At 45.2% G+C, this 21934-nt stretch carries 16 protein-coding genes, 1 tRNA gene and 1 riboswitch; of the genes, 9 read left to right on the top strand and 8 right to left on the bottom strand.

What is annotated here, in order from left to right; genetic code table 11:
* Positions 1-122 precede the first annotated feature (122 nt).
* The 3 genes from K2Y18_05320 to mreD all read left to right on the top strand — a co-directional run bounded on the left by K2Y18_05320 (position 123) and on the right by mreD (position 2721).
* Positions 123-1178: a rod shape-determining protein gene (locus K2Y18_05320; protein ID MBX9805158.1), complete on the top strand. Its 1056-nt coding sequence runs from the start codon at positions 123-125 to the stop codon at positions 1176-1178.
* A 134-nt stretch (positions 1179-1312) separates the two neighbouring features.
* Complete coding sequence (mreC, locus tag K2Y18_05315) at positions 1313-2206, top strand: rod shape-determining protein MreC (protein ID MBX9805157.1); 894 nt, start codon at positions 1313-1315, stop codon at positions 2204-2206.
* 5 nt (positions 2207-2211) lie between these two features.
* On the top strand, positions 2212-2721 hold the full coding sequence (gene mreD / locus K2Y18_05310) for a rod shape-determining protein MreD (GenBank protein MBX9805156.1): 510 nt from the start codon (positions 2212-2214) through the stop codon (positions 2719-2721).
* Positions 2722-2748: 27 nt separating this feature from the next.
* Here mreD and K2Y18_05305 read toward each other — a convergent pair whose 3' ends face one another.
* Entirely contained in the window at positions 2749-4074 is a 1326-nt protein-coding gene (locus K2Y18_05305) for an HlyD family type I secretion periplasmic adaptor subunit (protein MBX9805155.1), read from the bottom strand.
* Complete coding sequence (locus K2Y18_05300) at positions 4058-6220, bottom strand: type I secretion system permease/ATPase (GenBank protein ID MBX9805154.1); 2163 nt, start codon at positions 6218-6220, stop codon at positions 4058-4060. Before K2Y18_05300 ends, K2Y18_05305 begins: the two co-directional genes overlap by 17 nt.
* A 140-nt stretch (positions 6221-6360) precedes the next feature.
* On the opposite strand from K2Y18_05300, the gene K2Y18_05295 reads away from it, so the two are divergent.
* Positions 6361-8010, top strand: coding sequence for a TolC family protein (locus tag K2Y18_05295; protein MBX9805153.1), 1650 nt, complete (start codon positions 6361-6363; stop codon positions 8008-8010).
* A gap of 17 nt (positions 8011-8027) precedes the next feature.
* Here the strand turns inward: K2Y18_05295 and K2Y18_05290 are convergent, their stop codons facing one another.
* Positions 8028-11177: a UvrD-helicase domain-containing protein gene (locus K2Y18_05290; protein MBX9805152.1), complete on the bottom strand. Its 3150-nt coding sequence runs from the start codon at positions 11175-11177 to the stop codon at positions 8028-8030.
* Positions 11178-11368: 191 nt separating this feature from the next.
* Positions 11369-11599, top strand: a riboswitch (cobalamin riboswitch).
* Positions 11600-11684: 85 nt separating this feature from the next.
* Here K2Y18_05290 and K2Y18_05285 point away from each other — a divergent pair.
* Positions 11685-13571 (top strand): TonB-dependent receptor, encoded by a 1887-nt coding sequence (locus K2Y18_05285; protein MBX9805151.1) that lies wholly within the window; start codon positions 11685-11687, stop codon positions 13569-13571.
* A 17-nt stretch (positions 13572-13588) separates the two neighbouring features.
* A complete protein-coding gene (locus tag K2Y18_05280; GenBank protein MBX9805150.1) occupies positions 13589-14239 on the top strand; it encodes an energy transducer TonB in 651 nt (216 codons plus the stop codon).
* Positions 14240-14247: 8 nt separating this feature from the next.
* On the opposite strand, the gene K2Y18_05275 is transcribed toward K2Y18_05280, so the two are convergent.
* The 4 genes from K2Y18_05275 to K2Y18_05260 all read right to left on the bottom strand — a co-directional run bounded on the left by K2Y18_05275 (position 14248) and on the right by K2Y18_05260 (position 17566).
* Positions 14248-15450: a hypothetical protein gene (locus K2Y18_05275; GenBank protein MBX9805149.1), complete on the bottom strand. Its 1203-nt coding sequence runs from the start codon at positions 15448-15450 to the stop codon at positions 14248-14250.
* 199 nt (positions 15451-15649) lie between these two features.
* Entirely contained in the window at positions 15650-16504 is an 855-nt protein-coding gene (ubiA, locus tag K2Y18_05270; GenBank protein MBX9805148.1) for a 4-hydroxybenzoate octaprenyltransferase, read from the bottom strand.
* A gap of 6 nt (positions 16505-16510) precedes the next feature.
* Complete coding sequence (gene rpiB, locus K2Y18_05265) at positions 16511-16945, bottom strand: ribose 5-phosphate isomerase B (protein ID MBX9805147.1); 435 nt, start codon at positions 16943-16945, stop codon at positions 16511-16513.
* A 24-nt stretch (positions 16946-16969) separates the two neighbouring features.
* Complete coding sequence (locus K2Y18_05260) at positions 16970-17566, bottom strand: DedA family protein (protein MBX9805146.1); 597 nt, start codon at positions 17564-17566, stop codon at positions 16970-16972.
* A gap of 160 nt (positions 17567-17726) precedes the next feature.
* Between K2Y18_05260 and K2Y18_05255 the strand changes: the two genes are divergently transcribed.
* The 3 genes from K2Y18_05255 (at position 17727) to gyrA (ending at position 21820) form a co-directional block, all read left to right on the top strand.
* Complete coding sequence (locus K2Y18_05255) at positions 17727-17933, top strand: cold-shock protein (protein MBX9805145.1); 207 nt, start codon at positions 17727-17729, stop codon at positions 17931-17933.
* Positions 17934-18339: 406 nt separating this feature from the next.
* Positions 18340-18861, top strand: coding sequence for a single-stranded DNA-binding protein (gene ssb, locus K2Y18_05250; protein MBX9805144.1), 522 nt, complete (start codon positions 18340-18342; stop codon positions 18859-18861).
* Between the two features lie 112 nt (positions 18862-18973).
* Positions 18974-21820, top strand: a complete 2847-nt coding sequence (gene gyrA, locus K2Y18_05245) for a DNA gyrase subunit A (GenBank protein MBX9805143.1) — start codon at positions 18974-18976, stop codon at positions 21818-21820.
* Positions 21821-21858: 38 nt separating this feature from the next.
* Here gyrA and K2Y18_05240 read toward each other — a convergent pair.
* Positions 21859-21933: transfer RNA gene (locus K2Y18_05240), tRNA-Val, on the bottom strand.
* Position 21934: the final 1 nt, after the last annotated feature.

Below are 21934 nucleotides of genomic sequence, written 5' to 3'. Positions count from 1 at the left end.
GGGTTAAGATTCCGTTTTTATGGATAATTTTAAGGATTTATCTTCTTCCTTTATCACAAAAGACTTGCAGTTTGCCCCCTATTCCACGTAAAAGTATGGATTAAATAATAAGTCTATTAAGGATGCGAACGTTGCGATTACTATCACGGTTTTTGGGGAGTTTTTCGGCAGACATGGCCATCGACCTCGGCACGGCCAATACCTTGGTTTACGTCAAGGGACGGGGTGTTGTGTTGAATGAGCCTTCTGTGGTTGCGATTACCATGAACAAAGGTAAGCGCCAAGTCTTGGCTGTGGGTGAAGAAGCCAAACTCATGGTGGGTAGGACTCCTGGCGGCATTCAAGCCATTCGCCCATTGCGTGATGGGGTTATCGCTGACTTTGAAGTTGCTGAAGAAATGATTAAGCACTTTATTCGTAAAGTCCACAACCGTCGCAGTTTTGCGGCTCCTCAAATCATTATTTGCGTTCCTTCCGGCTCTACAGCTGTTGAGCGTCGCGCGATTCAGGAGTCTGCGGAAAGTGCAGGCGGACGACGCGTCTTCCTCATCGAAGAGCCAATGGCAGCGGCGATTGGCGCAGGCTTGCCTGTTACAGAACCAACCGGATCCATGGTTGTCGATATTGGCGGCGGCACAACAGAAGTCGCCATCCTATCCCTTGGCGGTATCGTCTACGCTTGTTCCGTGCGCGTTGGTGGCGACAAAATGGATGAAGCCATCATCAATTACATTCGCCGTACCCATAATCTGCTGATTGGGGAAAGTACTGCTGAGAAAATTAAGAAGGAAATTGGGTCCGCTGTGATCTGCGCAAATAGTCACGAAATCAAGATGTTAATCAAGGGCCGCAGCTTGATCAATGGCGTTCCTCAAGAAGTTGAGATTAATCAAAAACAAGTTGCAGAGAGCATGACAGAAGTTGTTGCTGCGATTATCCATGGGGTTAAGACAGCCCTTGAAAATACAGCACCGGAACTTTCCGCCGACATCGTTGACCGGGGGATTGTCATGACCGGGGGGGCTTCTCAGCTGAAGAACCTTGATAACGTTTTATCCCAAGCAACCGGCTTGCCTGTTTTTGTTGCAGAAAACCCCTTAACATGCGTTGTCCAAGGAACGGGCCATGCGTTGGAAGAAATCAAAACGCTCCAAAATGTTTTGGTGAGCATGTATTAAAAATTGTTTAAAAAGGCTCTTTAAACTCTCCTCAAATTTCTATAATATGAGGCTAGTTCTTCGCTTTCTCGACATTCGTCACAATCGTTAGGAGCTGAAATAGTCCAATTTATTCAAGAGGTAACCGCAATTTAATGACTCATTTCACCCCTCTCGGATTGAAAGCCTTCCACCCGCAGCGTCAGCGCTCCCGGTCGGCCTTTGTTCCTCAGGCGTTGAATCGGTTTTCCTTGGCCCAGCATCCTCTCCCCATGGGATTATTTTCCTTTCTTGTTGGGGCTCTCATTGTATTCACCTTGTCCATTCGGGATAACAAAGCTGTTCATCAATTGAATGCCGTGTTGCTGGACTTAACTGTACCGATTGTTGATTTGGTAAGTCAGCCCTTTACGGCGTTAGCTTCCTGGAGTGATGTTTTGCGCACCCATCAGGATTTGCGCACTGAAGTTGAGGCGCTTCGCCAAGAGAATGAGCATCATCTATCCTTGATTCAATCATTACGCCAACAAACTCTGGATCAACAGCAATTGCAGCACCTCGTCAAAGCTGTTCCTGATCCAAAAATTGAGCGCGTATCTGCCCGTGTTGTTGGCCGTGTGAGCGATGGCATGAATGCGCTTCTGACGATTAAGGCAACAGAGCAAAATGGTATCTTGAAAGGTCAACCCGTGATCACGGCGGATGGTGTTGTGGGACGTATCAGTGATGTTGGGGGTTTTTCGGCCACAACAGCGCGTGTGATGCCTTTAACAGACCTGTCGTCGAGGATTCCTGTCGAAGTTGAATCTACCCAAGATCACGGGGTTATTGCGGGGCAGAATGGCACTGACCTTCAGCTCATTCACTTGGAGAAATGTGCGAAAGTTAAAGTCAAGGTTGGCGACCGTTTGGTCACATCTGGTTATGGAGGTGTTTTCCCACGGGGCTTGCCTGTTGCGGTTGTGACGGAAGTAACAAGTGATACGATTAAGGCCCGTCCATTTGTTAAAGAAACGCCTGCGTTCGTCACGATTCTAGCTGGCCTCTAATCCACATGATGTATAGTGAAGAATCGGTTCTTTGGCAAGCTTGGAAACGTCGCTTACTCGTTTTTTCATTTTTAGTCTTCACATTATGTATGACAGTCCTTCCTTTTTGGCAAAAACTTGGCATACAGCCGACCTTATTTCTAATCATCCTTTACTATTGGACGCTCTATCGCTCGGATCTTATCGCCGTGGAACAATTGATTTTGATTAGTCTGATTCAAGACGGTATTTACGCCTATCCCTTAGGTTTTTCGGCTTTGCGTCTTTTGATAAATTACGGTCTTCTTCTAACGCAAAAGAGAATTTTAAGTCAACAACGGTTTCTGTGGGTTTGGGGTGGTTTTGGTCTCTTTGCCCTTATGGATTGCCTTATCTGTGCGACGCTTTTTTCCTGTATTAAACATGAATGGGTGGGAATTATTCCCCTTATTCCAGGGGTCTTCATGACCATTAGTTTATACCCATCATTCGTTTGGGCTATGAATCGCTTCGTTATGAAGCGTCTTTCAGTATAATCGTTTTCCCATTCCTGAAGCTCGCTTTTATCTTTCGGTCATGGCGTTTTGTAGGGCCCGTGTGAATGGCTTCATGAAATATTCCATAATTGTTTTTTTGCCGGTCAAAATGTCGGCTTCGACTTGCATTCCTGGCAAAATCGTTTGATATTTGCCATTTTTTGAAAGGACATTTGAGTTCGTCCGTAAATAAACGCGGTAATAACTTTGTTCCCTTTTATCCGTAATTGTATCCGCACTAATTTCAGAAATGATGGCTTCTAAGCCCCCCCAAGTACTGAAGTCAAATGCTGTTACTTTGATGGTTGCGGGCATTCCTTCATGTAAGAATCCGATATCAGAAGGTGGAATTTGAGCTTCCACCAATAAAGTATCGTTCAAAGGCACGATATCCAAAATGGCCTCTCCTGGTTGAATAACTGCCCCTACTGTTCTTACTTTGATATCTCGAATTGTTCCCGTTATGGGGGAACGTATTTCAGAGCGTACAACTCTGTCTCTATCTGTGGTTTGAGCCCCTCTTGCTTCAGCGAGCCTTCCTTCCACATCTCGAAGTTCTTGTAAATCTTCAGTATGATAACGGATTCGCACCTGATCTAATCTATCTTTTGCTTGATTCATGGCTACGGTCTGTCGCTTTGAAGTTACTTTCATTAATTTGAGCTGAGCGCCCTGTTCTACTTGATCTCTTTGAAGCTTAATAAAGTCAACTTTTGAATAGATTTTTTTCTCAGCAAGAGGTTTGGTGAGCCTAATCTGTTCGGAGACAAGTTTGTATTGTTGTTGAGAATCTGTCAATTTTGATTTAGTTTCTGCTAGTTCTTGTTTCTTAATTTGATAATCTTTTTCAGCAATTTTAATATCGTTTGCCTTCTTTTCTCTATTAGATCGAAATCGTTCTTGTTCTTGCATCACAAGCCCTGGAGCATTAGTTTGAAGTTCTTGGCTGGGAATGAAGGCCACCTGACCTGAAATTTGGGCACGTAATCGTTCAGTTGTTGCAAGAAACCGCAAATAGTTTTCGAGATCTTGCGTATATTTAGCTTGAGAAATAGTAGTATCCAGACGAACAAGAACTTGCCCTTGTGCCACGACTTGGTCGTCGCGTACTAAAATTTCCTTAACAATCCCACCTTCTAAGTTATTGATTGTTTGAAGATGGCTGGATGAAATGATCTTACCCGTACCCTTTGTTACCTCATGCAATTCAGCCATATTGGCCCAAACCAGGAAGAATATAAAAAACAAGAAAATGATTTTCTGAGCGAGGTAGGATTTCTTATGTCCTACCCGCAAAAAAGCAGCTGCTCGCGGGGGAAGATAATCTAAATCATGTTCAGGAGGATGTGACATTTGCCTCTTCTCCCTTCGATTGTATCGATCCTTTTGTTAACATCTCTAATATTTTATCACGAGGACCATCTGCCACGACACGTCCTTGATCAATGATCATGATCCGATCAACGAGAGCTAGAACCGAATTGCGGTGGGTTACGACAATAAGTGTTTTGTCAGGAATCATAGCTTCCAGACGTTTGATCAAATTAAATTCAGATTCTGGGTCCATCGAGGCGGAAGGTTCATCCAAGAGTAAGACTGTTGGATTATGAATCAAGGCCCTTGCTACAGCAATTGATTGGCGTTGGCCACCTGATAATCCAGAACCCCCTTCACCAATGGGCATATCGTACCCCATTGGATGATGACGCACGAAATCATCAACGCCTGCAATTTTTGCAGCTTGGAGGATTTGTTCATCATCCGAGACCGCGCTGGCAATGCTGATATTATCGCGTACCGTTCCTCGAAAGAGATAGACTTCTTGAGAAACATAACCAATATTTGCACGAACTTCGACTGGATCTAACTGACGAACGTCGATGCCATCAATTAATATGGTTCCTGAAGTCGGTTGGTATAAGCCCAGAATCAATTTTTCGATCGTCGTTTTTCCAGAACCCATTCGTCCGATGAGCGCAACTTTTTCTCCAGCCTTTATTTTGAAGGACATATTTTTTAATGCTTTTAACTTTTGGGCTGGGTAAGAAAAGTCGACATCAATGAATTCGATGTCTCCCAATAGTTTATCTCTGTGGACATAGCGGGTGTGGGCAGAACGTTCGGCGGGTAAGTTCACGATGACATCCAACAATTTTAAGGCGGTGTATGCCTGGTTAAATCGAGCTGTCAAAGCCACGACGCTTCCCATCGACGCAATAGCACGTGTTGTTAGAATCGTGGCTGCAATCAATCCACCTACAGATAAAGTCCCCGCGGCTACTTCATACACACCAATCACAATCAAAAATACATAGGCAGCGTTTTGAATGAAAAAGATGGCGTTAGAGGTCAGCAAGGTCATGTAATAAACTTTATTAGCAGCAAGTGCAGTACTTGAGACAGACTGTTCCCATTTATGAAGCATACGACCTTCAGCATTCATCGATTTAACGGTTTCTAAACCAGTCAAAGATTCCATCAGAATCCCGTGCTTGTATTCCATTTGGGTTAAGAGATTTTTGACAGATCCCTTCATGTTTGGTTGCATCGCAAAGCTAAGGCCAATGATCAGGATAATAGCGATGATCGGTACGATGACCATGGATACTGAAATCATACCAATGGCCACCAAAAATAATATTGCAAATGGAATGTCAACTAAGCTGACAATGGTTGTGGAGGAGAAGAACTCTCGAACGCCTTCAAACTCGCGCAAGTAGTGGGCAAGTCCACCTGACGATGCTGGCCGGTGAATATATTGGAGACCTAAGATACGTTCATACAAAAAACTTCCCAGCAAAACGTCTGCGTTCTTCCCGGCGATGTCTATAAAATACCCCCTTAACATACGTAAAAGAAAGTCGAACAAGTAAATAAGAAAAATACCCACCGATAAGACAAGTAATGTGTCAAAAGCTTTATTTGGCAGAACTCTGTCGTAAATATTCATTGCATACAAAGTTCCTGCTAATAAAAATATGTTAATTAATGCAGATGATAAAACTACTTGTGTGTAGATTGAGCTGAATACTTTTAAAGTATCCCAAAACCATTTTAACGGTGTAGAAGTTAAATGGGCTGTGGGGGATGGTTTGTGAGCAACCAAGATCATTCTACCAGTGTAGATTTCGTTTAATTTCGATAGCGGTACGGTTTTTGGCGATTTCTTATCTTCAGGAAAATAAATAGTGGCATAATCATTGTCCAAAGCTACGAGGACACAAGCTCTACCTCCCTTTAACATCAAAATACACGGCAGGATTAGGGGTGTTATGTCTTGAAGATTTCGGATTGCAATTTTGGATATAAATTGAAATCGCTCAGCTGCTCTTAATAATAAGGTCGGTGCAAACCCGGAGGGTCCAATGGGCAAGCCTGCTTTGAAGGACTCTGCCGAGACGCGATAATTTAACAAACCCGAAATGATTTCTAAGCATTGGAGTAAGGCATCTCCGTACCTGATTGGTTCTTCCGGTTCTGTTTGGCGGTCTTCGGCCATTAAAATTCACCCCTTATTATACTCTTCCTTTCCATCAAACCACACAAAAAGTTTCAACAAGATTAATTTTAGATAAAAAAATGTATAAAATTTTCAATAAACTGATATCATTAAAATATAGAGGGATTTGGGGTAAGGGTATGATTAGAAAAAGTTTAACAAAACTTGGCATCTGTTTTGCCTTTTCTTTAACTCTATGGGCTAATTCATCCAAAGTAGCTATAGGTGAAGCTGTTCCAATTTTGCCAGGTATTCAACCGAACTGTTATGACATCATAGAACCGAAAGAAGAGTCTACAGACTATAAAAAACCAGGAAAAATGACAGCTGGGAACCTGAGTGACATCGTCCAAGAGACCATAAAAAAGCACCCGGGGATTGCAGCTGATAGAGAAGCCTTGAGTGCCTCTGATGACGTTATAGATCAAGCTGTGGGTGGCTACTTGCCCTCTGTTGATTTACGGGCGAGCATTGGGCGCGATAATATCGTGCGTTCATTTAATACAAACCAGTTAAACCCTCTTGAGAGTAAGGGGTCTATCTCATCAACCCGCAGCGATCCAACTCTGTCGCTTCGACAAATTTTATTTGATGGCATGGGAAATTCCTCGCGCATCGACAGGGCTCATTCACAGCGTCATCAAGCACTAGGGACGTTGGGAGTAACGACTGATACAGCGATCATTGATGCGGCAACAGCTACCGTTGATATGCGTCGGTTGCAGCGGCTCCTTGAAATTGTTAACAAAAACATCCATTTTCATAAAGTCATGAGAGATAAGGTAGCACAAATCGTCCAAGCTGGCGTTGCTTCTATTTCAGATCTCAATCAACTTGAAGCCCGCTTACAAGATACGTATATCGCTAAATCTAACATTGAATCAGACCTAGAAGTTGCACGAGCAAAATTTATCGAGGTTGTTGGAAAAGAGCCCCCCAATAAGATTAAACGTATCCACTTGCCAGCCCATCTCTCTGCATTATCTTTAGAAATGGCGGTTCGCATGGCGATGGACTATAACAATGCCATAAAGGTTGCCAAAAGTTCGGCTGAAGTAGCTGATGCAAACTATCGCGAAGCCGCTGCAAAGATGGTCCCGACTGTGACATTTGAATTTGAGGCGGAGAGAGATCGAAACATGAGCGGCACGACCGGCTTTCAAAACCGTATGACAACAATGATTGTTGCCCGTCAAAATTTATTTAGCGGGGGGACAGATATGGCCAAAACGCGAGAAACCGCCAAACGCAAAAGTGAAGCCAATGCTCGGGTTGTTCTTGCACGCCGTCAAATAGAACGTACCATTCATGGGTCATGGGGAGAAGCCAGAAACGCCCGTAAAAAATCTGCGCATCTCACGAAGTTAGTTCATGAAAAGCGCCGTATTCGGGATATATATATCATTGAATTTGATATAGGAAAGCGCAGCATTATTGACATTTTGGATGCAGCCAATGATGTTTTTCTGTCGGAAGCAACCCGTACGACAGCCGATGCTACAGCTGATATAAATACCATTATCTTGAGCGTTGGAACAGGTCAGTTTCAAAGACAACTTAATAGCATGAGTGATGCTGAAACAGAAGTTGAACATCCAAAGGCAACAAACTGTGCTCATGATACAGATTCTGACTTGCACTTAACTCCATACAGCCCAGTTGCGGAATCGAAACCGCTGGTAGCTGAAAACACTTACAAAGTTAAAAAAGTCGCTCAAAAGAGAAAATCAATGTTTGAAAGAAGAAAGGAAGAGCGGCTAAATGGCCTTCCTGACAAAGCAAGGGCTTAAATGGATTCTATAAGGAGTTATATGAATTGTATTCTAGGGCCCGCCGTCCACAGAAGAACTTTAGAGATTTTATGGTTTGGATAAATGGTTCTCAAGGCCGTTTCATATCCTTCAAGTTGCTTTATATAGGCTTGTGAGACATCCTCAAGATTCTTAGCAGGATTGCGGTTTGTCTTGAAGTCAACAATGGTCAGGGTATCAGTGGTTACGTACAGACGATCAATACGCCCTTGAAAAGGGACTCCATCGATCATACCACTTACGGGTACTTCAGCCAGTGAATTGGAACCAAACAGGTGTTTGAATTCTGGGTCAGTTAACATCTCTAATGTGTTGTGAATATCCCTTTCCCAATCTGCCGGGAACAAACCTTCCTTCTCAATCATGAGACAAGCTGCCCTATAGCGCTGATCTTCTGGCAGTTCAGGTAGATACTCAAAAAAGCGATGGATCATAATACCCCGGTCCATGGCAGCTGTTGGGGGTATTTTTTCTTCAATGGCTTCCACCTTAATTTTAAGGGGCTCTAGTGGCGGAATTTGCGCCCACAATGGTAGAGTGACCTCTTCGATAGGTAGGGAGGATTCCTTTTCGACCTCTCTTGGGTTAATTTCGTGCCCCATCCTTGGAAAGCGATAGCTGCCAGATTTGATATCAAGTGCATCTTGGATAATACGATACCAACAATCATTGCTTAGTTCTTTACCCGTCGTCCATCCACCAACATAAAGATGATCTTGTGCCCGGGTTAACGCAACATAAAGGAGTCGACGCTTTTCTTCGGCAGTTGCTTCAAACCCTTTTGTTTTAAAATAGTGGGTCGTTTCTGTATCATGAGCCTGTGTTGGGCGCAGCATCACAAGCCTATCCGTCCAGAGAAGCGGGTCCCACTTTCCCTTGCCGGACTCAGCCGCATCGGGCAAAATCACGATCGGTGCTTGAAGTCCTTTAGATCCATGAACCGTCATCAATCGAACTTGGTTATGAACCGTATCTGAAGCATCTCTTTTTATTTCCTGGCTTTGAAGCGTCATGAATTGGACAAACCCTTGCATTGAACTCGGATGATCTTGATCGTAATTCAAGCATTGGGTCAAAAATTCATCCAGGGCATCTTCAGCTTCTTGGCCTAAGCGACTCAAGAAGTGGCGACGGCCTTCTTTCTGGGTTAATACCCAGCTATAGAATTCATAAACTGGAGAAAGATCAGCTTCCCTCAAACAGCATTTCAACCATTGATGAGCAGCCTCAAAAGAGCGAGAACTCTCTGATTTCTGTGATAAGGAGGCCCACAAGGTCCCCTCCCGTCCATGGGCAAGGGTAAACAAATCATCCTCACTCATTCCAATCAAAGGGCTGCGCAACACACAGGCGAGGTTAAGATCATCTTCGGGGAGGAGAACAAATTGCCCGAGTGCTAAGAGATCCATTACGGCAATATGATCTGTCAAAACAAGGCGGTCGGCTCCGGCTACGGGTATATCGCGCTTTTTGAGGGCTCGAATAATCTCGTGACCAAGAAGACTGCGCTTGCGGGCCAGAATGAGGATGTCTCGCGGTTGGATCGGCAGATTTGTGGAGGGCAAAAGGACCTGAGAGCTCAGCCAAGTCGCGATTTGATCTGCCACAAATTCCGCCAAACGGAACTGCGGTGTGCGACGCTCCACTCGCTCAAGAGGGAGACTCCATTCCCCTTCAAGGACATCCGCTTTTTCCGCCTCGGGTTCAACTAATGGCCAGAGCTCGACATGTCCTGGATGGTTATCACGAAAAACCTGATGAATAATATTTTTGTTTTCAAAAGAAACGCCGCGTCGATTTTCTTCTTTTGCAAAAACTTCATCGACAATGCTTAAAATGGCCGATGTTGACCGATACGAAAGATCCAATTCCACCTTCCGCCAATCTTGTCCAACACTATTGGAAAGGGCAGAAAAATGCGCTTGTAAGTTGATAAAGTCTTGAGGGTTTGCGCCTTGAAAGCTGTAGATTGACTGCTTGGCGTCTCCCACTGCAAAGATAGTGCGATCGGGTTTATCTTTCGTAAAGAACTCTGCCGTTAAACGTTGAATAATTTCCCACTGGGCTGCATTTGTGTCTTGGGCTTCGTCGACGAGTAAGTGATCAATCCCGCCATCTAACTTATAGAGAACCCAAGCGGCAACACCAGGTTGTTGAAGAAGTTTTAGGGTTTGTTGAATAAGGTCGTCATAATCCAACCCACCCCGGCGGGTCTTTCGATCCTGATATTGCATCATTATATCTTGAAATAAAATCAATGAAGCTGTTGTGCGCATGGCAACTTCAAGGGCGCTCAAGGATCGAACAAACCGAAACAGACGCTCTGCTTGAGGTATAAGATCTGGGGTGAGTTTCTTGCGAATTTCAAGATTTTTTGTCAGGAAGGTGTATTTGTAGGCTTCAAAATCAGCTTCTTCTGGGGCAAATTGGGCTTTCAAACGGGAAACCAAATCCGGATCCAACACCTCTTGGGGGGTTCCAACAAAAGCATCCACTTCAAGTAAATCAAGAAGTTCCCCAACGTACTCCCAAATGGTTTCAAATGTGCTTAAGAGGACATTCACCCGTGTTCGATTCTGGTAAAAATCATTCATAATGGAACTGAATCGGTTATCAGCCATGTAAGGCGTTAAGATCGTCAAAGCAGCTTGGCTCAAGGGGTTAGGTTTTGTGAAGACGACATGCTGAGCTTCCATCAATAATTCTTCAGCTTGAAAATCATCCAAAATTCTAAAATGGGGAGTGATCCCAGCTTCTAACGGAAAACGACCCAAAACGGATTGGCAAAATCCGTGAAGGGTTTGGATTTTCATTCCCCCTGGCGCATCTAAAACTAAGGTAAATAATTGGCGGGCTCGTGAGAGAAGAGCGGGTGTTGGAATGGTTCTCAGTAAACTTTCGAGTTCACGGGTTAAATCAAGACGAGACAAGGTTGCCCACCGGGCCAGTCGCTGGGTTAACCGATTGGCCATTTCAGCGGCTGCTGCTTTAGTGAAAGTCAAACATAAGATGCGTTCTGGCGCATATCCATGAAGGAGCAAATTTAAGATGCGATCGGTCAGAACTTTCGTCTTCCCCGTACCTGCAGATGCGGCGACCCACGCACTTACTTTCGGATCAGCAGCTAAGAATTGCGCAGTATTCACGAGGGTTTAGTCTCCTATAGGATCGGTGAGGATGTTGTTTTCTTGAGTCCACATTAGCGGTAATTGGCCTGCATCAAAATACATTTTTTGAACCCTTGCCTCAAAATCAAAATATTTATCTCGCGTCTTTAGTTTTGACAAAGAGACGCAGGTGGTAAAAATCCATCTTGACACCTCAAGGCCTCTTAAGCCAAGTTAACGTGACTGTTGGTTTTGGCATTTTTTGCCAAATGAATAGGGAACACGGGATTTCTGAAAAGATTAAGCCGTGGCTGCCCCCGCAACTGTGAATGGTGAGTTTGATGATGATCCTTTTATAGAGGATAAAGCCACTGGGAACCTTGGAAACAAGTGACCTGGGAAGGCGATCATGAGACAGTGACCCATGAGCCAGGAGACCTGCCAGCGGATTCGCATCACTTTTCTATGGGGCGGGGCGCATCTGTGGAACGGGATAACCGCATGTGGTGATGCACATTAACCACTAGCGGGAGGTCTCGAACCATCATGCATATCTGTGCCTATTTATCTACTATACCGATTATTTTCTCAGTAATTTCAACGTCATCAGCTTCTGAGCTGCCTACGCGTTTGCCCAAAGTCGTTGTCCGAGGCGCCGGAATACCTGCGCCCACGCCTCTCGATTCTGCAGATGTTACGCGCATTACAGCAAAGGATTTGGAGCAGCAACAAGCGGTGACCCTTGTGGATGCTTTACGTCGCGTGCCGGGGGTATTCGTGACGCAACTTGGAGGAATTGGGCAGCCCGCTTCCGTATCCTTGCGGGGGTCAGGAACTGGACAGACGGCCATCATTCTTGACGGGATGCATATAAATGATGTGGGCGCTCCTGGTGGTGCTGTTAATTTAGCATCCTTGTTGGTTGATGATATTGCTGAAATTCAAGTGATTCGTGGTCCGTTCAGTAGTTTGTATGGTTCAGATGCCATTGGAGGTGCTGTCGTCATTGATACCAAGAAAGGGAAAGGACCTCACAAAACTTTCGCCAGAGCAGAAGCTGGATCCTTTCACACTTATCAACAGGTTGTGGGATTACAAGGACAGAAAGATTTATTCGATTATCAAGTAACAGGTTCTCGCCTTCAGTCGGCTGGATCTCCTTTGACTCCTGATCGGTTGCGATCGCTCCTTATCGGGAAAGCAGATGATCCCATGCATCAGGAAAACATTTCTGCCAGGTTCGGGGTGGGGAAAGAAGAGGCCAATATCTCCTATTTCGGAAGATATATTTCTCGTCGTCTAGGGTATCGGGATAATAGGGACTATAATAAACCGAATACGGATCCCTATCGGGTTATGTCAAATGAAAGTTTCAATCGACTCCTTGGTCATTTTGAGGCGTTAGAAGGAAAATGGGTTCATGATGTAAGCCTTGCCAATTATCAAAACAATCGGGAAGATCAGAATGATTTAGGTATTAAACGGTCGGATAATAAGGGAAAACAATCTCAAGTTGACTGGCACCAGACCCTGAAAATCAATGAAACCGTGACAGCACAAATTATAACACAGTTCGCGCAGGATCGGTTTTATTCCCATTACATAGGACATGCTATTAAACAGGCCAAGTTAGACCATGGGGGTCTTGGGGGTGTGCTTTCGGTGAGATTGTTGGAGTCACTATCGCTATCAACGGCAGTTCGAGGGGATAAATATCAAGGGATTCCTGTTGCTCCAACCTGGCGTGTTGGCGGGGAATATGGTCTTTATGACATTATTTTTAAAGGGGGAATTGCAACAGGATTCAAGGCGCCAACGCTTTCTCAAAGATATGATAAGGGGCCAAGACATGATGGAAATCCGAGTTTAAAACCGGAAAAGAGTCTCGGTTGGGATGTTGGGGCTGAACGTTCCTTCTTCAACCAGAAACTGGCTTTAGGGGTTACCCTGTTTCAGAATCGGACGCGGGATATGATAGCGTGGGCCGGAAATACGCAAGTTAATTGTGCCAAGGTACGATCGCATGGGTTTGAAGGAATTACCAAACTCCAGATCACGAACGATTGGGGGATGGAACTCACCCATACCTACATGGAAGTTTGGGATTTAACGCACCTGGCAATGGTACGGCGCCCCCATAATAAGACAACATTGAAAGTCATAGGACAAATAACGCCCGAATGGCAGGTAAGCGCCAATGTTCTTTATGTGGGGGGACAATATGATCTTAAATTCGATGCTTTGACTTTTACTTCGACAAGAATCAAAATGCCAAGTTACACAATTTTTGGTGTGGAAACATCCTATCAACTCAATGAGCAGTGGCAAGCTTATGGGCGGGGTGAAAACCTCACAAATCGTCGTTATGAAAATCCCTATGGCTTTCAACAACCTGGCCTAGGTGTCTATGTGGGTTTACGGTTAAAATGTTAGAATCGAGGATCATTTCAATGAAAGAACGTCTTTGGCCTGCCGGTGTCACGGCTCTTTTGATGCATGGTTTTGTGATTGCTGCTATCGCCTTTGGGTTGCCGGGTCAAAAAGGAACATCCCCTCAAGATTTTCATGTAGAGGTGATGTTTGCTTCTGAGCAAGAAAAGGGTTTTTCCTCTCCTCTTGTGGGAGAGGTCGACTCTGAACGAAGTGAAGAGGCGAGTGAAGGGTATGTCTCATTAAAAATTAAGAATCAAGAAAAGAAACTACCTGTTGTATTAAACCCCTCACCCGTCACGCCGCTTTGCTTGCGTGCCGACTTCTCTCACAAGGGGAGAGGTAAAGAACAGCCTAAGTCTGATGTTGGAAAAATAGCGAGTATGTCACCTTCAGAAGGGGGCCAATCGCCTGGAGGGGCTCATGATCCTTTTCCAACCTTCAATCCACCGCCAGTCTATCCTCTTGAGGCCCGGCGAAAGCGGATTGAAGGCATTGTTTTAATTCGGTTGTCTTTATCAGAAAAGGGCACGGTTGATAAGGCAATACCGCTTGCGCCGCGGAATAATCCCCTTTTGGAAGACGCGGCCTTAGAAGCGATTCAGAAGTGGCGATTCAAACCAGGCAATCGCACGCTTGAGGTTCCCATTGAATTTAAATTGGAGGTATGAGCAGGATTTTACCAGAACAAAGTCCAAATTCTTAGAAAAAATACGATCACACCAACGGTCGTAACTAATCTCATACAAGGTCGCCCTTTTTTTAGCTGGGCTTCGACTACTTTAACGTTTCTCATTTCTTTGGGAGTATGATCTTCTTTCCCACCAACCTCTGGTCCGTCACTCAGGAGAAAGATATCTTTTAGGCCATTGAAAACATGATTTGCTAACGTTTCATCGTCAATATGTTCTGCATAGTCTTGAAGGACAAATTGTCGCTCAGGTACATCTGTTACTTTTATTCGATGGTCTCTCACGATATGGATGGCCCATAATCTTAAATGCTCAAACGTTGGTTCTGCTTGGTTAAATCCTTGAAAACTTTGAGGAATTTTTAAAATATTAGGATCTCGCAACAAGTAAACAAGTTTACCACTGATGACACTTTTCAGGGATTCTTTATGATTTTGAAGACGACTGGCATAAGCACTAACTTGGCTTTGAAGACTTTCTTCTGCCCCTCGTTCCCCCTTCTTCGATTTATCAACGACGACGGGAACGAATCCAGTTCGAGCCACAACAATGTCAGCCATATCCGTCTTTTCAATGTTTTGCCAAATTAAGTTCCAGAGTTGCCTGTCTTTTTTTGTGGAAGGATGCGTAAAAAGTCCACAGATTAAGTCTTTACATTTCAGGGATACTGCAACCTCAATAAGATATGAATACGTTCCAAAAGGGCGTGAGTCCTCGGAAGGCTTCATATCATTCTGTTCCCAAGCCATAAGGAGGCCCCACGCCTTTAAAAGGACTTGAGAGCGGTATTTTGGTTCAAATTCTTTGCAAAAAAGAATGAGAGCTTGCGCTGAGTTTAAACGAAGGCTTGGATCTAGGACAAACGGATTCTCTCCCGGCTTCTCTTTCAGAGCAAAAGAAAACCAATCTAAGCATTCCCTTTTCTCTTGTTCAAGAAGACAAGCAGCAAGAAGCCCACAGGTATATGGGTTTTGATGCTTTACATATAAACGTAATATCCCTTCTTGTTTTGGAAGGTCGTTCTTAAACACATTACATAATGTTTTAACCGCAGAAGCCTCTCCACACCTTGCAAACCTATCGAGCTCTGAAGAAACATGGGAAGACTCTAGCGTGTGTCGCTTCTGATAGAATTCATCATACGATTTAGAAGCGCCCGGCAGGATGACAACTTTATGAGGCTCTTTCACCTCAGTTGCCTCTAGATTGCAAGAAAAACCTAAAATAATAAATAATGATACAAAAGTTCGTAAACGGATTTGAATGCACATAAATGTGGAGAACATATTCATTTTATTATTCATCTAAACAATAGACTCTTGGGCATCTTTAAATAAACAATATAAATTGTCAAGAAAATATGATTCTGCAGAACTCTAAATGAGGCATCTAAAGGGTCAATAGAGTCCCCCAAATATAAAATCCTAAATAGGGATTGGCATTGAAGGCTTTCAAACAAGCCGCGGGATTATTCGTATTGAGGCGAATGAGCATGAGGGCGGTTGCGGCCGCTCCCAGGCATACGAGCCCATAATAGACAAAATCTCCCTTTGTCCAATATCCAATGAAGGCAAGTAAGGCAAATAGAGTGCCATAGCTTAAGAATAGGGCGGCTTTCACATGTTTTCCAAAGTGAATGGCCGTAGATTTGACGCCAATTTTTAGGTCGTCTTCTTTATCTTGTAAGGCATAGATGGTGTCATAACCTAAGGTCCAAGCCACGCCAATGCCATAAAGGCAAAAGACCGCTGGCCAATTCAGGACTTCATACGGGGTGACAGCGACTGCGCCAAAGATAATCCCCAAATTGATGGCCAACCCTAAGAAGAGCTGGGGCCAATGGGTGATGCGTTTCATGAAGGGGTAAAGAGCCAGCAAAGCGAAACCCAGAAGACTGAGTGGCCAGCACCGAAAAGGCAAAAAGAATAAGACGGCCAGCCCACCCAAACATTGAAGGGAGAAGAAGATTATAGCTTGTGTGGGAGTAATTTCGCCACTGGCGATAGGGCGCCCCTTTGTTCGGACAACTTGGGAATCTATATCGCGATCAATGAGATCATTAAACGTACAACCCGCACCACGTATGACAATGGAGCCAATTACAAAGAGAAGCAAGAGTTTCACGTTTAACGTATAGGGAGTTGCGAAGGCGGAAGCCAGAGCAACGCCCCACCAACAAGGAAACATGAATAAGAAAATAGCTTGAGGGCGATGGAGTCGGCTTAAGCGAATGTAGGCGTTCAAAGGTTTTTATCCTAATTTTGCAACACGTTGGGTGTGGTGTCCCCCAACAAAATGGGCGCCCAAAAAGGCAGCAAGGCACGACTTTGCTTGGTCAGCACCCAAAATACGGCCTCCCAAGCACAAAATGTTGGCATTGTTGTGTTCCCGGGCGAGGCGTGCTTCTAATTCTGTGTGACATACGGCCGCTCGCATGTTGGGATGGCGATTTGCGGCTATGCTCATGCCGATGCCTGTTCCACAAATGATGACGCCAAGGGCGGCTTGTTCTGTCTTAATGGCATGGACAACTTTGTCTGCAAAGTCTGGATAATCCACAGAATCTAGGGAATCTGTCCCCAAATCGATTGCATAATGATCAAAGGCTTTTGCCGCTTCCATGAGCTCTTTCTTTAAATGGAACCCTGCATGATCAGCCCCAAAAGCAATAACTTTATTTGGCATGTATATTCTCCTTACTTGGCTGTGTTAGTCGTGAAAAGGACCCTCGTCTCCCAACGTTTCTAAGCGGCGTTTCATCCATCGTTTTAAAATGACAATAGCCACAATAATGATAATGACAGCGATTGTAAAAAATCCAAAGTATCGTTTAATGACTTGGAGGCCAATCTCTTCAATAACGCCAGCAAGCATGTAGCCTCCGATACAGCTGATGAGGGTCCAAACGATGGCAGCGATTAAGTTTAAGGGGGTGTAGCGTTCGGGAGTGATGCCGCTTGTGCCAATGACAATAGGACTGACGGTGCGAATGCCCCAGATAAATCGGAAACTCAAGATAAACCAAATGTCCCAGCTGTGAAGGAGCTTAAAGGCACGATTTGCAGGGGCATGAAGGCTATGGAATCTTTGAATGAGCGCTTGGCCATAGTATCGACCGACATAATAAAGAGCCTGATCCGCAAATAAAGTGCCACAAAATGCGATGATCATGATTTTTGTAAGAGATAGGTACCCAAGGTGGGCCATGAAGCAGGCGACCAAAATGACAGACTCGCCTTCGACCAAAGACCCTAAAAAGACAGCGATATAACCCCAATCTTTGATGATATCAATCAGGTAATCCATAGACGATTCAGATCCTCATACATGTTATTTTTTCTACTATACACCACAAAAGTGCACTTAGGGGTAAGAAAATGGATTTGGAACTTGCAATTAATCCTATGTTCTATATGATAAAAACATGAGTGGTTCATTTTAATAACGTCAACACAAGGAGAATATTATGTCAAAAACAGGTACGGTTAAGTGGTTTAACCCGGAAAAAGGTTATGGATTCATTACGATTGATGATGGTTCCCCAGATGCTTTCGTTCACATGAGCGAAGTTGAAAAAGCTGGTCTTACGACGCTATCCGAAAACCAAAAGGTTGAATTTGAGCTTCAAGAAAACAAAGGCAAAATGGCTGCTGTTAATATTAAGGTTATTTAAGTTCTATCACAGGTCGTTACTTTTGCACTTCTCTCGCCAGGGAGGGTGCAAGAGTAGCAGCCGTACTCCAATTAAAACGCACACCATATAAAATTTCTCGATAAGCTGATCCGATGATTTGTTGGAAGAGCATCTATTTTCTAAAATTCCCTCACTTATGATCTTTCTGTCTACATTTAGTCCGAGCTTCAGAAGCCCCAATGAGAGGTTGTATGCTATAAACAAAAATTTATAAATACGATATATTTCCTAACTTCTCAAAAACAAACGATGGCATTGAGGCTCAGAGTTTCGTATAAAGGAAGACAGGGTGTTTATTTGAATCATCATGGATGAAGGCTGGATCAACCCAGCCAGGTTGAGATGACGCCCCCTACATATGATTTTACGCGAAGGAGATAATAAAATGGCGGGATCTGTAAATAAGGTAATTTTGGTTGGCAATTTGGGACGTGATCCGGAAGTTCGCCATAGCCCTGAAGGGGGCAAAATTGTGACCCTTTCCGTTGCGACGGGTGAATCTTGGAAAGATAAAGCGACCGGAGAACGCCGCGATCGCACTGAATGGCATCGCGTGGTTGTTTTCAATGACAAACTTGCTGAAGTTTCTGAAAAATTCTTGAAAAAGGGCTCAAAGGTTTATCTCGAAGGTCAATTGCAAACCCGCAAATGGACCGATCAGCAAGGCCAAGAGCGCTATACGACGGAAATCGTTCTGGGGCGCTATCGCGGTGAAATGACCATGTTGGATGGTCGCGCCGGTGGTGGGGTAGAAGATCAAGGCGGTGGTGGAGAGTATGACTCATCTCCCTCAAGCTTTGGCGGGAGCAGCGGTGGCGGATTCGGCGAGGGTCTCAGCACAGCCCCTCTTGGCAGTCCCATGGGCAGCGGAAGCGGCGCACCTTTGAATGATGAAGTTCCCTTTTAAAAAAAACAGTGACCAGAAGCAAAATTCGTGAAGATGGATCTGGGGTCAAAACATGTTTTATGTTACAATAAAATACCTGGTTCTATCGAGCTTTTAAGAGGAAAGAAGCAAAATGACAACGTCCCTTCAACCATCTGATATTAAGCCTGTTGCTATTGAAGAGGAGATGAAGCGCTCCTATCTGGATTATGCCATGAGCGTTATTGTTTCTCGTGCATTGCCAGATGTTCGAGATGGCTTGAAGCCTGTTCATCGACGGATTTTGTATGCGATGAAGGAAGCCGGGAACGAGTATAACCGCCCCTATCGTAAGTCAGCTCGCACGGTCGGTGACGTCATGGGTAAGTATCACCCGCACGGGGATATGGCCATTTATGATGCGATGGTACGTCTGGCTCAAGACTTTTCTTTGCGATTGACTCTTATTGATGGTCAAGGAAACTTTGGATCCATGGACGGCGATCCTGCGGCGGCGTCTCGTTATACGGAAGCGCGTTTAAGTCGCCCGTCCCATGCCCTTTTGGAAGACATAGATAAAGACACGGTCGACTTTCAACCCAACTATGATGATTCCATGACCGAACCTCGCGTATTGCCGGCGCGCTTTCCCAATATTTTGGTGAATGGTGGCAGTGGTATCGCGGTTGGTATGGCCACCAACATCCCAACCCACAATCTCGGAGAAGTTCTGGAAGCATGTTGTGCGCTCATCGACAATCCTGACTTGACCGTTGAGGAGTTGATCGGAATTGTTCCAGGGCCTGATTTTCCAACAGGCGCTTCCATTATTGGGCGCGGTGGCATTTTTGAGGCATATCGCACCGGACGTGGTTCTATCGTTATCCGCGGAAAAACCCACTTTGAGACCCTTCGTGGTGACCGGGAAGCCATTATTATAGATGAGATTCCCTACCAAGTGAACAAAGCACGGATGATTGAGCGCATCGCGGAAGTCGTGAAAGAAAAGATCATTGAGGGCATCTCTGATTTACGGGATGAATCTGACCGTACCGGCATGCGCGTGGTCATTGAGCTGAAGCGGGACGCTGTGCCAGATGTTGTCTTGAATCAGCTCTATCGCTATACGGCCTTGCAAACATCGTTCGGAATCAACATGTTGGCCCTGAACCATGGTCGTCCAGAACAATTGCCCTTGAAGAGAATTTTGGAAGCGTTCCTTGAATTCCGTGAAGAAGTGATTTTGCGCCGTACGCGCTTTGAACTTGCCCGTGCTCGGGAGAAAGCCCATCTCTTCGTGGGTCTTGCGATTGCAGTGGCCAACATTGACCCCATAATTGCTTTGATTCGGGCTGCAGCAGACCGCGTGGTTGCGAAGGCGCAATTGATGGACCGGGAATGGCCGGCTTCAGCGGTTGAATCCCTTATTCTGTTAGTTGAGCCGGATCGGGAAGTTGTCGGGAGTACTTATCGTCTGTCTGATGCCCAAGCCCAAGCGATTTTGGATTTGCGCCTCCACCGTTTGACAGGCCTTGAAAGAGATAAGATCGCTGCGGACTTGCAAGAACTTGCCGATAAGATTGCCGAGTATTTGGAAATTTTGGCCTCTCGTCAGATGGTTTTGGACATCCTTCGTAATGAACTCGTAGAGATGAAAGACCAATTCGCGACTCCTCGTCGAACCCTCATTGAAGATGGGGAATCCTCCGTAGATATGGAAGACCTGATCCAGCGGGAAGACATGGTTGTCACGGTCAGCTTAAATGGTTATATCAAACGTGTTCCCCTCTCTACCTATCGCGCCCAACGACGCGGCGGCAAAGGGCGCTCCGGTATGGCGACGCGCGATGAGGATATCGTGAGCGACGTGTTCGTGGCCAACACTCATAGCCCTGTTCTGTTCTTTAGCTCCATTGGGCGCGTTTATCAATTGAAGGCGTATCGTCTGCCGCTTGCAACGCCTCAAGCCCGTGGCCGACCGATGATTAACTTGTTGCCTTTGTCAGAAGGAGAGACAATTTCTACGGTCATGGTATTGCCGGAGGAGGAGAATCTCTGGGATCAGATGTTCGTCATGTTTGCCACTTCGAAAGGCAATGTGCGTCGTAACCGTCTCAGCGATTTCTTGAACATCAAGGCGAACGGTAAAATCGCAATGAAGCTGGACGAAGGCGAAAACCTTATTGCCGTTCAGACTTGTACCGAAAGCGATGATGTCTTGCTTTCAACACGCAACGGAAAGTGTATTCGCTTCCATATGACCGATATTCGTATCTTTGTGGGTCGTGACTCTAATGGTGTGCGGGGTATTCGCTTAAAGGATGATCAGGTTATTTCTATGGCGATCATGGGGCAAATGGTGCTTTCGACTGAAGAACGGGATGCTTACTTGCGCCAAGCTGCAAAAGCAAGACAAACCCTTGAAGGTGGTCTCGAAGGCGAAGACTTGGCAGGTGACAATGGCGATGAAGAGGGATCAACAGACACCTTGAAATTGTCACAAGAGCGCATCCAAGAACTGGCTTCTAGTGAGCAGTTTATCTTGACCATTACAGAAAATGGATTTGGAAAGCGCAGTTCTTCCTATGGTTACCGGACAACCGGTCGCGGTGGTATGGGTGTGGATAGCATTATTGTGAATGACCGTAATGGCGGCGTTGTCGGGTCCTTCCCCGTTGATCCAACCGATCAAATCATGTTGGTCACCGACGGCGGTCAATTGATTCGTTGCCCTGTGCACGATATCCGCATCGCTGGTCGCCGAACGCAAGGCGTGACCATCTTCCGGGTTGGTGAAGAAGAAAAAGTCGTGGCCGTAAGCCGCATATCTTTGGGTGAAGAAGATGATGCTGAATCAGATTCTGAACTCCAAGGAGGTGATGAGGGCGGTGAAGAGGGGGGCAATGTAGGAATCCCTGGTGAAGTCGCTGCCGTAGGTGATTCTGTGACTGTTGAGTCTATGGAGACGATTGACGCAGTATTTGCTTCTTCTGAGGAGTGAGACATCTTTTGATTAGAGAATATTAAGACTTAAAATTATGGTGGTCGCAACAGGGATTGAACCTGTGACCCCTACGATGTCAACGTAGTGCTCTACCGCTGAGCTATGCGACCA

It is taken from the genome of Alphaproteobacteria bacterium (assembly GCA_019746225.1).
GTDB lineage: Bacteria > Pseudomonadota > Alphaproteobacteria > Paracaedibacterales > VGCI01 > VGCI01.
Note: the sequence above shows the minus strand (reverse complement) of the source record. Positions and strands in the feature narration are given on the sequence as shown.